The organism is Centipeda artemidis DSM 19719 (assembly GCF_000426665.1).
GTDB lineage: Bacteria > Bacillota > Negativicutes > Selenomonadales > Selenomonadaceae > Centipeda > Centipeda artemidis.
This window is the reverse complement of the sequence record NZ_AUFU01000006.1, coordinates 43,879-58,429: the sequence shown is the minus strand read 5'-3', so window position 1 is coordinate 58,429 and position 14,551 is coordinate 43,879. Positions and strand designations below refer to the sequence as shown.

General features: G+C 57.1%; 18 protein-coding genes. 15 read left to right on the top strand and 3 right to left on the bottom strand.

All coding sequences use genetic code 11. The annotated features are described in order from the left end of the window. Window positions 1-9 precede the first annotated feature (9 nt). From K341_RS0104790 to K341_RS0104740, 14 genes are all read left to right on the top strand, one after another. The gene (locus tag K341_RS0104790; RefSeq protein ID WP_026762036.1) at window positions 10-969 is read left to right on the top strand and encodes an FkbM family methyltransferase; all 960 of its coding nucleotides are present in this window, start codon (window positions 10-12) and stop codon (window positions 967-969) included. A 66-nt stretch (window positions 970-1,035) separates the two neighbouring features. After that, on the top strand, window positions 1,036-1,641 hold the full coding sequence (locus K341_RS12925; protein ID WP_248676874.1) for a radical SAM protein: 606 nt from the start codon (window positions 1,036-1,038) through the stop codon (window positions 1,639-1,641). After that, window positions 1,631-1,792, top strand: a complete 162-nt coding sequence (locus K341_RS12920) for a hypothetical protein (protein ID WP_248676873.1) — start codon at window positions 1,631-1,633, stop codon at window positions 1,790-1,792. Before K341_RS12925 ends, K341_RS12920 begins: the two co-directional genes overlap by 11 nt. A gap of 45 nt (window positions 1,793-1,837) precedes the next feature. Further along, entirely contained in the window at window positions 1,838-2,122 is a 285-nt protein-coding gene (locus K341_RS12915) for an SPASM domain-containing protein (protein WP_248676872.1), read from the top strand. Further along, window positions 2,097-3,188 carry an NAD-dependent epimerase/dehydratase family protein gene (locus K341_RS0104780; protein ID WP_248676871.1) on the top strand — a complete coding sequence of 364 codons (1,092 nt, stop codon included), beginning with the start codon at window positions 2,097-2,099 and terminating at the stop codon, window positions 3,186-3,188. Before K341_RS12915 ends, K341_RS0104780 begins: the two co-directional genes overlap by 26 nt. A gap of 47 nt (window positions 3,189-3,235) precedes the next feature. After that, window positions 3,236-4,294, top strand: coding sequence for an AroB-related putative sugar phosphate phospholyase (cyclizing) (locus tag K341_RS0104775; protein WP_026762034.1), 1,059 nt, complete (start codon window positions 3,236-3,238; stop codon window positions 4,292-4,294). Between the two features lie 78 nt (window positions 4,295-4,372). After that, a complete protein-coding gene (locus tag K341_RS13000; RefSeq protein ID WP_282705185.1) occupies window positions 4,373-5,362 on the top strand; it encodes a CatB-related O-acetyltransferase in 990 nt (329 codons plus the stop codon). Between the two features lie 140 nt (window positions 5,363-5,502). After that, complete coding sequence (gene ilvN, locus K341_RS0104765) at window positions 5,503-6,033, top strand: acetolactate synthase small subunit (protein WP_026762032.1); 531 nt, start codon at window positions 5,503-5,505, stop codon at window positions 6,031-6,033. After that, complete coding sequence (gene ilvC, locus K341_RS0104760) at window positions 6,014-7,030, top strand: ketol-acid reductoisomerase (RefSeq protein ID WP_009439526.1); 1,017 nt, start codon at window positions 6,014-6,016, stop codon at window positions 7,028-7,030. The genes ilvN and ilvC overlap by 20 nt, the downstream gene beginning before the upstream one ends. Window positions 7,031-7,130: 100 nt before the next feature. Beyond that, window positions 7,131-8,393, top strand: coding sequence for a 3-isopropylmalate dehydratase large subunit (gene leuC / locus K341_RS0104755; RefSeq protein ID WP_026762031.1), 1,263 nt, complete (start codon window positions 7,131-7,133; stop codon window positions 8,391-8,393). Then, entirely contained in the window at window positions 8,393-8,896 is a 504-nt protein-coding gene (locus tag K341_RS0104750; protein WP_009439384.1) for a 3-isopropylmalate dehydratase small subunit, read from the top strand. The genes leuC and K341_RS0104750 overlap by 1 nt, the downstream gene beginning before the upstream one ends. Continuing rightward, window positions 8,886-9,959, top strand: a complete 1,074-nt coding sequence (leuB, locus tag K341_RS0104745) for a 3-isopropylmalate dehydrogenase (RefSeq protein WP_026762030.1) — start codon at window positions 8,886-8,888, stop codon at window positions 9,957-9,959. The genes K341_RS0104750 and leuB overlap by 11 nt, the downstream gene beginning before the upstream one ends. A 106-nt stretch (window positions 9,960-10,065) precedes the next feature. Beyond that, window positions 10,066-10,266 (top strand): type II toxin-antitoxin system HicA family toxin, encoded by a 201-nt coding sequence (locus K341_RS12270; protein WP_071604397.1) that lies wholly within the window; start codon window positions 10,066-10,068, stop codon window positions 10,264-10,266. A 20-nt stretch (window positions 10,267-10,286) separates the two neighbouring features. Beyond that, window positions 10,287-10,706, top strand: a complete 420-nt coding sequence (locus tag K341_RS0104740; protein ID WP_009350340.1) for a type II toxin-antitoxin system HicB family antitoxin — start codon at window positions 10,287-10,289, stop codon at window positions 10,704-10,706. Window positions 10,707-10,756: 50 nt separating this feature from the next. On the opposite strand, the gene K341_RS0104735 is transcribed toward K341_RS0104740, so the two are convergent. From K341_RS0104735 to K341_RS0104725, 3 genes are read right to left on the bottom strand one after another with little or no spacing between them, the layout of a single operon-like run. Next, complete coding sequence (locus K341_RS0104735; protein ID WP_026762029.1) at window positions 10,757-12,040, bottom strand: glucosaminidase domain-containing protein; 1,284 nt, start codon at window positions 12,038-12,040, stop codon at window positions 10,757-10,759. Window positions 12,041-12,071: 31 nt separating this feature from the next. Continuing rightward, window positions 12,072-12,848 carry a class I SAM-dependent methyltransferase gene (locus K341_RS0104730; RefSeq protein WP_026762028.1) on the bottom strand — a complete coding sequence of 259 codons (777 nt, stop codon included), beginning with the start codon at window positions 12,846-12,848 and terminating at the stop codon, window positions 12,072-12,074. 14 nt (window positions 12,849-12,862) lie between these two features. Next, the gene (locus tag K341_RS0104725; RefSeq protein WP_026762027.1) at window positions 12,863-13,438 is read right to left on the bottom strand and encodes an HD domain-containing protein; all 576 of its coding nucleotides are present in this window, start codon (window positions 13,436-13,438) and stop codon (window positions 12,863-12,865) included. Between the two features lie 154 nt (window positions 13,439-13,592). On the opposite strand from K341_RS0104725, the gene pheA reads away from it, so the two are divergent. After that, on the top strand, window positions 13,593-14,462 hold the full coding sequence (pheA, locus tag K341_RS0104720) for a prephenate dehydratase (protein ID WP_026762026.1): 870 nt from the start codon (window positions 13,593-13,595) through the stop codon (window positions 14,460-14,462). Window positions 14,463-14,551: the final 89 nt, after the last annotated feature.

The following is a 14,551-nucleotide window of genomic DNA, read 5'->3' as shown; positions in this document are numbered from 1 at the left end:
GGGAACTATATGAAACTGGAGAAGCTGTACGATTTATATGAAGAGGGGAAATTACCAAAACGCACATATTGGGAATTGGCACGTGAGCGCTTTGTTCCGCTGCTCGAGGTGCAGCAGCTTCTGAGAAAGAATCCCTACTGCAAGAGCGTCGAGATACGCGCGGATGGAATTGTACTGCGGACGGAGGATATTGCCCTCTTTTTTGATATGACGCAGCATCTTTGCCGTGCAGAAGCGATTTTCATCGGTACGGAGGGCGAGGAGATTCCCTTTATGAGCCGATTTATCCCTAGAGGCGGGACTATATTTGATATTGGGGCAAATGTTGGGCGTGTGAGTCTTAGCCTTGCCAAGGCCAATGAGGACAGTATCATTTACGCCTTTGAACCCGTGGCAGATACTTTTGCCGGCCTAGAGCGCAACATTCGGCTGAACGGACGGGAAGGGCAGATTAAGGCGTACCATATGGGGTTTTACAGTGAGCGCGGTGATTTGAAATTCTTTGTACCTGCTGCGAACGAGGCGGCTTCGCTCCGGCCTATCACCGATACCTATTACTTCAAGGAAGGAAATCAGGGGCTGGGAGAGCCCCAAGAGCGCTCTGAGGAGGTTATCTGTCCTATCGATACGCTCGATAACTTTGTAGAGGAGCATGGAATAAAGAATATCGACTTTATTAAGTGTGATACGGAGGGGGCGGAGAAGATGGTCTTCGCTGGAGGGGCGCGTGTGTTCTCTCAGATGTGCCCTGTCGTCTATACGGAGATGCTCCGGAAACACGGGGCACGCTTTGACTATCATCCGAACGATATTATCGCGATGTTCAAGGAATGGGGCTATTGCTGCTGTACCTCTGCGGGAGAGCGCCTCATCCCGTTTGAGACGATGGACGAAACAACAACGGAGACGAATTTTTTCTTTTTGCATGAGGAGAAACATCGAGCACTTTTAGTGAAATATCGCGTATAAAAATCGGTGTGTCGAGGCGGCTGTTGAACGAATCTTTTCACACCGTAATATTTTGGGGGAATCATGATGAGCAATGAAATTGTGCCTTTTTCCGAGGCATATCAGAAAAATAGGCTGACACTGCGGGATGTTGTTCCGCTTGATGTGCCGCTTTGTATCTGTATCGAGCCGACGAACATCTGTAACTTCAAGTGTCTTATGTGCTGGCAGAGTACAACGGAATATACAAAACACGGTGGGCCTTTCGGCAATATGACGGACGAACTCTTTGATAAGCTTTTGGAGGATATGAAGGAGTTTTGCCGACACCAAGGCAAGAAGATTAAGCTCATCAAACTCTATTCGACGGGAGAGCCGCTCCTGCATAAGGGCATTTGCCGCATGGTTCAAAAAATCAAGGGCGCGGATATTTGTCATGAGATGGAGATTACGACAAATGCCTCACTCCTCACGAAGGAGGTTGCGAAAGAACTGGTCGACCTCGAGCTGGACTACCTACGAGCATCGATATATTCCGTACGCGCAGATGGGCAGGCACGTATCACGCAGTCGCGCGTTGCGCCCCAGGAGATTCGGGAAAATATTGCATATCTGAAAGAGTATCGCGACAGAAAAGGGGCGAAAAAACCGTTTATCTGCGCGAAAATCATGGATACACACGGTGAGGAATAATGAAGAATTTTATCGTATATATAAGGATGTTTCCGACGAGCAGTTGATTGATACGCCGTGGATATTACCGAAGCTCGAGGAGAATGCGCTCGACCGCCTTTACGGCAGTGAGAAAAAAGGGGAAGAGGCGCAGGCAGCGTATTTGGCGTAGGCACTCTATAAGGAACGCAAGGTCTGCCGCTACCCGTTCACACACATGACGGTGCGCAGCAATGGCGACGTTGTCGTATGCTGTACCGACTGGTCGCGCGATACATTGGTCGGCAGTATCTGCGAAAACTCTCTTGAAGAGATATGGAATTCCAAGCGGCTCTATGCGTTTCGCTGCATGCAGCTCAAGACAAAGGGGGCACGGCATTCCCTTTGCGCGACATGTGAAATCCCGCTGAAGGATACAAGCGAGGACAATCTCGATGATTTCCCCGTGGAAAAGCTCCATTATTGGGGGGAGGACGATGAAAAAAAGTCCGTTTCTAAATAGCCGCATCATTGAAGAAGACATGCAGGATATTTACGGGCGCGGTATGGACTGGCAACGGCTCTATGGAAAGACGGTTCTTATCACCGGGGCAGCGGGGATGCTTGCCTCATATGTTGTATTCTTCCTGATATACTTAAATGAATATTATGGTGCAGATATACGGATGCTGCTTCATGTGCGCAGCGGGGAAAAGGCGCGTGCACGCTTTGACTCCTATTTGGAGAAATCATATACCTCGCTGATGTATCATGACCTATGCGAATCATGGAGAATAGAGGAGAACATTGACTTCATCATTCATACTGCGAGCCTTGCCAGTCCACAGTATTATGGAACAATTCCTGTGGAAGTGGCCGCGCCGAATGTACTCGGCACCTACTATCTCCTGCAGTTGGCACAGGAAAAAAATATAGAATCGTTCCTCTTCTTCAGCAGCGGAGATGTGTATGGCAAGCTGCAAGAGGGAATGGGGGAGATTCGTGAGAGCGATTTTGGTGCCTCTGACCCGATGGAACTGCATAGCTGCTATGGAGAGAGCAAGCGCATGGGAGAGACATGGTGCAAGCTTTTCTGCGCTGAATACAGTGTTCCTGCAAAGGTTGTGCGTATCGCACATACCTATGCGCCGACGATGGATATTGAGAGAGACCCGCGTGTATTCGCCTCCTTTATGCGGTGTGTACGGGATGGGACAGATATTTTGATGTATAGTGACGGCAGTGCATGCAGGCCTTTTTGCTATATCACGGATGCCGTTGCGGGTTTTTTCCTTGTCCTCTTTGCAGGGACAGCGGGGCAGGCTTACAACGTGTCGAATGACCAAGCATTCCTCAGCATCTATGAACTAGCTCAAACGCTGCTGAAATTGCGGCCGGAGCTTGACTGCAAGGTTATTGCAGAGAAACGGTCGAAAGATACTGCATATCTAGAAAACCGCCTTAATCGGGCAAATCTTCCCTCAGCAGATAAACTACGAACACTTGGCTGGCAGTGTCATTATGGTGTGGAAGAGGGGTTTAGTCGTGTTTGGCACTATTTGCAGGAGCTGCCGGTGCAGACGGGATAATTGTTCCGATGCGGGATTCGATGCATGAGGAGAAGAGGTGCTGATATATGGAAATCAAATCGCGGTTCAAAACATATCGTGTGGAGTTTGTTGAATCTCTCTCGCTGCTTGGGGAGCTTGCGGCGGAGGACGATACGTTTTTTGTCATAGATCGAGCGGTGTATGAGCGTTATCGGGAACAGCTGCCGGCGGGTTCGGCGGGGCGGCTCTTCCTTATGGAGGCGGCGGAGGAGCATAAGACGATTGCGACCGCGCTTGCCATCTGCGAGCAGATGACGGCGATGCCGGCGAAGCGCAATACGCATCTCGTGTCGATCGGCGGCGGCATCGTGCAGGATGTGACGGGCTTTGTCGCGACGAGCCTTTACCGCGGCATTCGCTGGACGTTCCTGCCGACGACGCTTCTCGCGGCGTGTGACAGCTGCATCGGCGGGAAATCGTCGCTCAACTACAAGGGCTTTAAGAATCTGCTCGGCTCGTTCTATCCGCCGGATCAGATTTATATTTATCAGCCGTTCTTTCGCAGTCTTTCTCCGCGCGACTACTGCAGCGGCTTGGGAGAAGTTGTGAAGTTCAACGTCATCGCAGGCAAGGAGGGGCTCGCGCATATCGAGGCGGATGTCGACGCGCTGCTCGCGCACGATTACGAAAAACTAGAACAATATATTCAATCATCACTCGAATTTAAGAAGAAATTTATCGAAGCGGACGAATTTGACCGCGGCGAGCGTATCCTGCTGAATTTTGCCCATACGTTTGGTCACGCCTATGAAACGGTGAGCCGGTACGCCGTCCCGCACGGGTCGGCGGTGGCGCTCGGTATGATGACTGCGAATGCGATCTCCGTGCGCCGCGGGATGATCCCGCAGGACTATGCGGATCGGATTGCCGCCGTTTGCAGGAAGATATTGACGCATGTCGAGATCAAGAAAGAGTATTTTGATTTGAAAGCAGTCGTGTCCGCCATTCGGAAGGATAAAAAGCAGACGGATCGGAATATCACGGCGGTGCTCATCAACGAAAAATACGAGCTGAGTGTTTTTAGGGATGTTGAGGAGGAAGAGATTGCTTTTGCGATCAATCACCTACTGAGCAGTATGGAATAAGCTGCATCTTGCAGAGAAAGACAGAGGGGATGAACTCTCTTGATTAAGGAATATAATTTTACGGAATTTTCACCGCGTGTGAAAAAACTCCACATGGATGATGAGCAGCGGCACACGGCGATGACGTTCGGCTCCGGTTCCTATATGGTGAACGGACGCTTCGAGTGTGGCGTATGGGAAGGGCATGTACTCGTGGGACGTTACTGTGCTCTGGGACATCGGCTGACCTTTGAGCTGGGGCTCAACCATGACTATCGGCAGGTGACTACCTATCCGTTTGAGGATTTGGCGGACGGCAAAGAGCCGCAGATAAATCATTACAATCATGTGAATCGCAAGCAGATCATCATCGGAAATGACGTTTGGATCGGATGTGACGTAACGATCCTCGGCGGTGTGCGTATCGGCAACGGTGCGGTGATCGGCGCGCGCTCCGTCGTTGCGAAGGACGTGCCGCCTTATGCCGTTGTGGTAGGTAATCCGGCGCGCGTCATTAAATATCGCTTTGATGAGGAGACGATCCGTGCGCTGCAGGAGATCAAGTGGTGGAACTGGCCGGAGAAGAAGATCAAAGCGAATCTGCCGCTGCTGAAAGATCCGGTGCGTTTTATTGCGGAATTTGCTGCACCGCGCGAAGACGAGCCGGCGGATGAGACGGTCGCTATGATGCGGGCGCTCCGGGCAGACAGATACAAGATCTATTATTTTGTTCCGGATTTTGACGCGGAGGAAGCCGTTTGGCAGCATGTGATTGATTCGTATATTGAGACGTACTGCGCTGCGGATAAAACGGCGCTGCTGCTCCATCGCGCGGCATCAATGTCACAGGGGACGGCGTGGGCGGCGATTGCAGCGCGGCTTGAGGAGCAGGGGGAGGAGACACCGCTCCTCCTTGCCCACGATGCCGAGGAGGCGTTTTCGATTCCTGTGTTGCGGGAGGCAGACGTATTCGTTACGACCAAAGAGGATATTTCCTCGCAGTGTGTGGACTATGCGGCGGATACGGGCGTTATCATTCGCTATGGGCTGGATCACTGCACGCTTTTATTTGATTCGTGCTGTGATTGAGAATATGAAAGAAAATTTGGTGATATCCGAATCTATATCGCGCCTAAAAAATCATTGACAAATGCCGGCGGCGGGGCGATAATGAAGGAGTTTTCCCAGGGGTGAAGGTCGATGCGGCAGGCAGGGAGGAATCCGGCGTGATGAAGCATATTCTGTCTGTTTTTGTAGAGAATCAGACGGGTGTTCTCGTGCGCGTAGCGAGCATGTTCTCGCGGCGCGAGTTCAACATCGACAGTCTGTCGGTGGGGGTCACGGAGTCGCCGGAATTCTCGCGCATCACGGTGGTGGTGCACGGGGATGAGAATCTCGTGGAGCAGATGATCAAGCAGCTCGAGAAGATGCCTGTCGTGCGCGCCGTTCAGCGGCTCGATGAAAAGAGCGCGGCGTGCCGCGGCATGACGATGATCAAGGTGCACGCGGACGATACGAACCGTCTCGACGTGCTGAAGATGGGGGAACTCTTCCGCGCGCACGTCGTGGATGTGGACGCGGGCTCGATCATCTTTGAGATCACGGGCGGCGACGACAAGGTGACGGCATTCTTGAAGGTGCTCCGTCCCTACGGCATCGTCGAGATCATCCGCACGGGCCTGATTGCGCTCGAGCGCGGGGAACACACAATTTACGAACACTGTGAGGAGCGTGAGTACTATGGCAAAAACTTACTATGATCAGGATGTCAACTGGAGCGTACTTGAGGGAAAGACGGTTGCGATCATCGGCTACGGCAGCCAGGGGCACGCGCACGCGCTGAACCTGAAGGACAGCGGCGTGAATGTCGTCGTCGGTCTCTACGCTGGGTCAAAATCGGCGAAGATCGCCGAGGAAGACGGGCTGAAGGTACTCCCCGTGGCGGATGCCGTGAAGTCGGCGGACGTCACGATGATCCTCATTCCGGATGAAAAGCAGGCGGCACTCTACCGCAGCGAGATCGCGCCGAATCTGAAGTCCGGCAGCGCGCTCGCGTTTGCGCACGGCTTCAATATCCATTTCAACCAGATTGTTCCGGCGGATGACATCGACGTGTTCATGGTCGCGCCGAAGGGCCCCGGGCATCTCGTGCGCCGCACGTTCCGCGAGGGCGGCGGCGTGCCGGATGTGTTCGCTGTGGGGCAGGATGCGACGGGGCGCTGCTTTGACCTCGCGCTCGCGTATGCGCGCGGCATCGGCGGCACGCGTGCGGGCGTCATTCAAACGACGTTCAAGGAGGAGACGGAGACCGATCTCTTCGGCGAGCAGGTCGTCCTTTGCGGCGGTGTGACGCACCTCATCCAGAAGGGCTTTGAGACGCTCTGCGAGGCAGGCTATCAGCCGGAGATTGCGTATTTCGAGTGTTTCCACGAGATGAAGCTCATCGTCGACCTCATGTATGAGGGCGGCATGGCGAAGATGCGCAAATCCATCTCCGACACGGCGGAGTACGGAGACTACACGCGCGGGCCGCGCATCATCACGGACGAGACGAAGGCGGAGATGAAGCGCGTCCTCGGCGAGATCCAGGACGGCACGTTCGCGCGTCAGTGGCTCACGGAGAACAACGCTGCGGGGCGTGCGAACTTCCTCGCGGAGCGCCGTATTCACGCGGAGCATCCGATCGAGACGGTTGGCAAGGAGCTGCGCGGCATGATGTCGTGGCTGAAGGATGGCGCCGATCTGCGCAAGGACTAAGGAAATCACCGAACCTCTTCTGCGAGGCAACACGGCGGTCATATCAGAGGGGACGGCTTTTGCCGCACCCCTCTTTCTGTATTATTTTTGGAGGTAATCCATGGGGATGAATATGAGCGAGAAGATTCTCGCACGCCATGCTGGGCTCGATGCGGTGGAGGGGGGACAGCTCGTCACCTGCCGGCTCGACATGGTGCTCGCAAACGATGTGACGGGGCCGCCGTCCATCAAGGAGTTTGAAAAGACGGGACGTCCCATCTTTGACCGGGAGAAAATCGCGCTGATTCCCGATCATTTCCAGCCCGCAAAGGACATCAAGTCCTCGGAGCTGGCGAAGATCATGCGCGATTTTGCGCGCAGGCACAACATTCTGCACTACTATGAGCAGGGGCGTGTCGGCATCGAGCATGTGCTCCTGCCGGAAAAGGGGATCGTGGGTCCCGGGATGCTCACGATCGGCGCGGACTCGCATACCTGTACCTACGGCGCGGTGAACGGGTTCTCGACGGGCGTCGGCACGACCGATCTCGCGGTTGGTATGGCGACGGGCGAGGCGTGGTTCAAGGTGCCCGAGGCGATCAATGTGCATCTGACGGGGAAAAAACCTGCGGACATCAGCGGCAAGGACGTGATTTTGACGCTCATCGGGATGATCGGCGTGGACGGCGCGCTCTATCGGAGTCTTGAGTTCACGGGCGGGGGCGTCGCGGCGCTCACGATGACCGACCGTCTGACGATTGCGAATATGGCGATCGAGGCGGGCGCGAAGAACGGCATTTTCCCGTATGACGATGTGTGCAGGGACTATGTGGCGGGGCGCATGACGGCGGACTTCACGCCTGCCGCAGCCGATCCCGACGCCGTGTATGCGCAGACGGTGGAGATTGATCTCGGTGTGCTGCGCCCCGTCGTTGCGTTCCCGCATCTGCCGGAGAATACGCGGCGCGTGATGGATCTCGCCGAACCCGTCGCGATCGATCAGGTCGTCATCGGCTCATGCACGAACGGACGGCTTGAGGACATGGAGATCGCGGCTGAGATTTTGAGGGGACATACGGTGCATCCGAATGTGCGGTGCATCGTCATCCCCGGGTCGCCGTGGGTCTATCAAGAGTCGATGAAACGCGGCTATCTTGAGATTTTCATGGATGCGGGCGCGGCGGTTTCGACGCCGACCTGCGGCCCCTGCCTCGGCGGCTATATGGGTATCCTCGCGGCGGGGGAACGCTGCGTCTCGACGACGAATCGGAATTTTCGCGGGCGCATGGGGCATGTGGACAGCGAGGTCTATCTCGCGGGCCCGCATGTCGCAGCGGCAAGCGCAATATTGGGGCGGATTGCCGCGCCCGAGGAGGTGCTCTGATGCAGGAGGGAAAGGTCTGGCGCTACGGCGACAACATCGACACGGACGTCATCATCCCGGCGCGCTATCTCAACACGTTCGAACCGAAGGCGCTCGCGGCGCACTGCATGGAGGACATCGACACGACGTTTGCGAAAAATGTCGCGGCGGGGGACATCATCGTCGGCGGGCGGAATTTTGGCTGCGGTTCCTCGCGCGAGCACGCGCCGATTGCGATTGCGGCATCGGGCGTTCCCGTCGTCATTGCGGCGAGCTTTGCGCGCATCTTCTACCGCAACGGCATCAACATCGGACTGCCCCTGCTCGAGATCGGTGACGACGTGGAGAAGATCCATGCGGGCGACCGCCTGAGCGTCGATACGGCGACGGGCGAGATCCGCGATCTCACGACGGGCGACACGTTCCGCGCGCATCCCCTTCCGGGCTTCGTGCAGGAGATTGCGGCGGCGGGCGGACTGCTGAACTATATCAAGGAGAACGGGGGATTCCGCCATGGCGTATAAAATTGCGGTTGTGCCGGGCGACGGCATCGGCGCCGAGATCACGGCGGCGGCGGTCGAGGTATTGAAGGCCGTCGACGCGAAGTTCGCGCTCGGTCTCTCCTACGAAGTGCGCGACGCGGGCGGAACGGCATACGATAAGTACGGCACGCCGCTCCCGGAGGAGACGCTCGCCGTATGCAAAGCGTCGGACGGCGTGCTTTTCGGCGCGGTCGGAGGCCCGAAATGGGACGATATTTCTCCGGAACTGCGCCCCGAGCGCGCGATCCTAGGGCTCAGAAAAGGGCTTGGACTGTACGCGAATCTGCGCCCGGTCAAGGTGGCTGACGCCCTCGTCGAACATTCGCCGCTAAAACCCGAACTCGTGCGCGGCGTCGATCTCGTGATCGTGCGCGAGCTGATCGGCGGAATCTATTTCGGTGAGAAATGCGAGTCGGAGCAGGTGGACGGCGCGGAGCGCGCGTGGGACATGGAGAACTACTCCGTCCCCGAGGTGGAGCGCATCGCGCGGCTCGCATTCGAGACGGCGCGTCTGCGGCGCGGCGCGGTCACGTCCGTGGACAAGGCAAATGTGCTCGCGACCTCGCGCCTTTGGCGGCGCACGGTGACGGCGCTCGCATCGGAATACGGCGACGTCGCGCTCTCGCATCTCTATGTGGACAACTGCGCGATGCAGCTTGCCGTGCGCCCGACGCAGTTTGACGTCATCGTGACAGGGAACCTCTTCGGCGATATTTTATCGGATGAGGCGGCGGTGATCGGCGGCTCGATCGGGCTCATGCCGTCGGCGTCCATCGGCACGGGGACGAGCCTCTTTGAACCGATCCACGGCAGCGCACCCGACATCGCCGGGCGCGGCATCGCCAACCCGCTCGGCACGATCCTCTCCGCGGCGATGCTCCTGCGCTACGCACTGCATGAGCAAGCCGCCGCAGCAGCGATCGAGACCGCCGTCGACGCCGCCCTCGCGGACGGACTGCGCACGGGCGACCTATACACCGAGGGCAACGACCTCAAAAAGGTCGGAACGGAGGAAATGACGGGCGCTGTGCTGGCACATATTTAACATGAAAAAGGGGGGCGGTGTCGACGTGTGAAAGCGTTGGCAGTGCATACTATTTACAAATGTTATAACATGTGTTAGAGTGAGTATGCTTGAGGGGACTATATTTATGAAATCCTATTCATCTAGAGAGCTGCTCGAAATACTCAAAAAAGACGGTTGGTATGAAGTACATTGCACGGGCGATCACCATCAGTACAAGCATCCTGTTAAGAAGGGACGTGTTACACTGACGCATCCAAGGAAGGATGTTCCGGAAGGGACTGCAAGAAATATTTTGAGGCAGGCAGGAATTGACGTCCGTGATTGATTTGCAAGGCGGTGTAGAATATGAAAGACCGATATATATATCCTGCCGTTTTTACGGAGGAAGAAGGCGGAATTTCCATCGTGTTTCCGGATCTGCCGGGGTGCTGCCCGTGCGCAGATACGCCGGAGGAAGCGTTTAAGAACGCGAAGGAAGCACTCCAACTGCATCTATACGGTATGGAGGAGGATGGCGAAGACATCCCGATCCCCTCGAAGGTCGCATCTCTTCGTACCAAAGAGGGGACATCCCTTGCGATGATCGATGCATGGATGCCGCCGTTTCGTGAGAAGATGCTCAATAAATCTACGAATAAAACGGTAACGATTCCGCGTTGGCTCGACATTGCGGCACGCAAGGAAAAGGTGAATTTGTCACATCTCCTGCAGGAATCACTCAAGCAGTATCTAGGGATTACGGATCACAGACCACAGTATCTATAAAACAAAAAAGGCTGCCGCACGAAGGTATTGACCTATGTGCGACAGCTTTTTTATTTACGCTTCTTTTTCTCCTTCTTTTCCGCCGCGTCTTTGCAGGAGGCGGCGAGGAGGATTTGGTTGATGAGGATGTCCGCGTTCTCGGGGGCGATGCGCGCGGCATCCGCCCATGTGTGCCATGCGCCCCGATAGTCTTTGCTGCGGAGCTGCGCGAGTCCGAGGGCGTTCATGGCATCGGCGTTCTGTGGATTTGCCGCGAGCGCTCCACGCAGGGCTGCGGCGGCTTTATCGTCTGCGCCTGTCTCGAGGAGGACGAGTCCATAGTTATAGCGTGCCGTGGCATCGTCGGGAGCGAGTTTTAGATAGCGTTCGTAGGCAGCGTGTGCCTCTTTGCTGTGTCCTGCCGCCGCATGTACGAGGGCGATTCCGAGGTAGGGGGCAGGGCGCTTCATATCGCGCTTTTGCGCGGCTGTAAAGTCGGCGAGGGCGTCATCGTAGGCGCTCCGATGCAGGTACACAAGTCCGCGATAGATGTAGGCGTCGGCATCTGCCGCCTGCATGAGCCGGAGGTTCGCGGCGTGCAGGGCGGCGTCGGAGCCGTCGGGGGCGCGTGCGGCGTCGCGGATGAGGAGGATTTCCTGTCCGTAGGTCTTGCCAGGGACAGCCCATACGCCGTTCAGATCCGTCCAGCGCGTGAGCCGTCCGTAGACGTCGGGGCGGTTCGTTCGGATGTGGCTGTAGCGCGGGTCGACGATGGGGACGGTCGGGAGGTCTTTGCTCGCGTAGGCGAGGAGGTGCTGGATGTGCGCGCGGACACCCGTGCGGATGTCGGGGAAGGAGAGACCCCTAACCCCGCCGCCCGTTGCGCCCAGTCCGCAGAAATTGTTCTGCCGCCAGTCTACGTCGCCGCCGTATGCGAAAAAGCCCGTTTCCTTGAACGCCTGTGCGAGCGCGACGTCGGGGCGGATGCCTTCGCGCTCGGCTTCTTCATAGTAGGCATGCACGAGCTCTGCGGGCGTGCCGGTGAGTTTTGGCTGCGGGTTGCGCCGCAGGAGGTAGGAAAGCATCTGCTCCTCGGTTGCCGCCGCGTCGCCCATGATGGTGATCTCTGTCGGATTTTGTACGGGCGTCTTGAGTGCGTCGGCGGGCGGCGGCACGGCAAAGCGCAGTCCCGCGATCAATTTCTCATCGACGGTGCGTCCCTCGGGGAGCTGCGCCGGGAATGCGGGACGGCGAACGAGGGGCAGCTGCTCGGTCGTAATGGGCGGCGCGGGTACTGCCGTCGCGGCGGGGGCGGCGAGGGAGAGACTGAGTGCGAGGAGGGCGGCGAGGCGCATAGGTGTCTTCATCTTCCTTTCGTCGGGGCTTTTATTTCCTGCCGTAGATGAGTCCGCAGTCGCGCAGCATGAACCGCACGAGGAATGGCATGGGGATGTGCCGCGCGATGTTCGGGACGTAGGTGATGTCGTCGATGTCGTCGTGCTCTTTGAGGTAGTCGAGGAACTCCTCCATTTTGCCGTAGCGATCCTTGTCGCCGAAGGTGTCCTGCAGGGCGAAGGAGCCGCCCTTTTTCAGCGTGCGCAGGGTCTCCTCGACGAGCATGAATTTATCCTTTTGCGTGCGGACTTCGTGATAGACAAAATTGCTGATGACGGCGTCAAAGGATCTGCTCGGAAAGTCGATCTTTGCGGCGTCTCCGGGCATGAATGTGCAGCGCGCGCCGACGCCCTCGATCTCTGCGTTGCGGTCGCACTGATCTTTGCTGTAGTCCCACATGGCGCCCCACGCGTCGATGCCCTGCACCTTTGCCGCAGGAAATTGTTTTGCGGCGGCGATGGAGAGTGCGCCCGATCCGCAGCCGACGTCGAGCAGCGTGCCTTTGCCGTTCCACGCGAGGTGTTCGAGGAGATAATTGTGGATGCGGCGCATGAGTCCGCCGCCGCCGAAGGAAAAGACATAGTGGCAGTAACTCATGTAGAGCGCGGCAGCTGTGGCAAAGGTACAGAGGATGCAGGCGACATAGTAATAGGTTTCCTTGCCAAGGGTGAAGGCGAGCGCCTGCGAGACGGCGAAAAGTCCGAAAGCGACGCCGAAGAAGGTTTTCAGCATGGAGTTCGAGATCCAGTTGCCATAGCTTGGTTTCATTTATCTTGCTCCTTTTATTCGGTCGATGCATTTTGCGCCGCGATGAGGGCGTCGACCTCGCGGGTGACGGCGGCGCGGATGTCTGCGAGGATGTCCGAGAACGCGGCTTCGGGTACGCCGTAGGTGCGCTGGAGGTCATATTCGAGAGGCAGCCATGTACACGGGTCACCCTCGTTGTGCGTGAGCACCGCCTCCATGCGGTCGAGGGCGCGGACGAGCCGGGCTTCTTCGGTTTCTCTTGCGTCCATCTCTCTAAAAAGTTCCTGCAGTTCCTCGGCATAGGGCGGCGGCAGCGCGTTGATCCAATCGTCGCGCAGTGCGTGCTCGCGTGCGCGGTCAGCGTCGGTTTTTTCAAACGTCGGGATGTCTCCGGTAAAGACTTCGCCGATGTCGTGCAGGAGGCACATGAGGAGGACGCGCGTGAGGTCGGTGCCCGGGAAGCGGTCGCGGAGGAAATATGCCATGAGCGCGAGCCGCCAGCTGTGCTCGGCGACGCTCTCCTGCCGTCCGTCCCGCGTCCATGCGTGGCGCGTGCGTTCCTTGAGTCCCGCGATGCAGCGGATGATGCCGAGATATTCATCTGTTGTCATAGGGCGTCCTTTTCAATTTGATTTATTCAGAAAACGTCCTCATTATAACACAGCGGCGGGGCAAGATAAATGAGGATGAAATGAAAGTCTTTCCGTCATCCTTGTCAACGGTATGTCCATATAGTATGATAGAATCTTACTAGGAGGAATGCGTGTGATCAGGAAAATGGGCATCCTTGGCCCCGTGGGGACGCACAGCGAGGCGGCGGCGCTCTATCTGAAGGTGTGGCGGCATCGCGCGGCGGAGCTCGTCCGGTTCGCGGACATCGGCGAGTGCATTCATGCGGTCGAGACGGGGGAGGTGGATACGGCGTTCGTGCCGGTGGAGAACTCGCTCGAGGGCGCGATCACTGTGACGCTTGACGTGCTCGCCCATGCGGATATGCTGCGCGTACGGCGCGAGGTGATCTGGCCGGTGCACAACTACCTGATGGCGCGTACAGCAGAGGGCGAGATTCGTGTGGTCTACTCTCACGCGCAGCCCATCGCCCAATGCCGTGATTTCCTCCTGAGGTATTGTCCGCGCGCGGAGATCATCAAGACGTCGAGCACGGCGCGCGCGGCCGAGATCGTCGGCACGGCGCCGCCGGATGCCGGACTTGCGGCGATCTGTACGCGGCGTGCGGGGGAGCTGAACGGGCTTGTTGAACGTGCAGGGAAAATAGAGGATCGCGGGTCGAACTGTACGCGGTTCTTTGAGATCGCCCGCGAAGGGACGATCCCGCCTCCTGCCGAGCCGCCCGATACCGTGCTCGTCATCTGTCGGATCGACGGCACGCGCCCTGGAGCGCTCTATGAGGTGCTCGGGGAGTTCGCTCGGCGCGGGGTGAATCTGACGCGGATCGAGTCGCGGCCGGCACGGACGGAGCTCGGGGCGTATATTTTCTATTTTGATCTCGACGCACACTGCGATCCCGATATGCTGCGCGATGCGATCGATGCGGTTGCGGAAAAAAGTGTGTGGTTGAAAATAGCGGGGGCGTTTCCTGTTCATAGAGACGTGACGCACGATCTTGGCGCATAGCTGTGTCACTGCGAAAAATCCTGCGGTCGACGTAGCTTTTAACTACGCCTTCCCTTGAATTTTTCTAGTTCCTTGCTCTGCATCCAAGC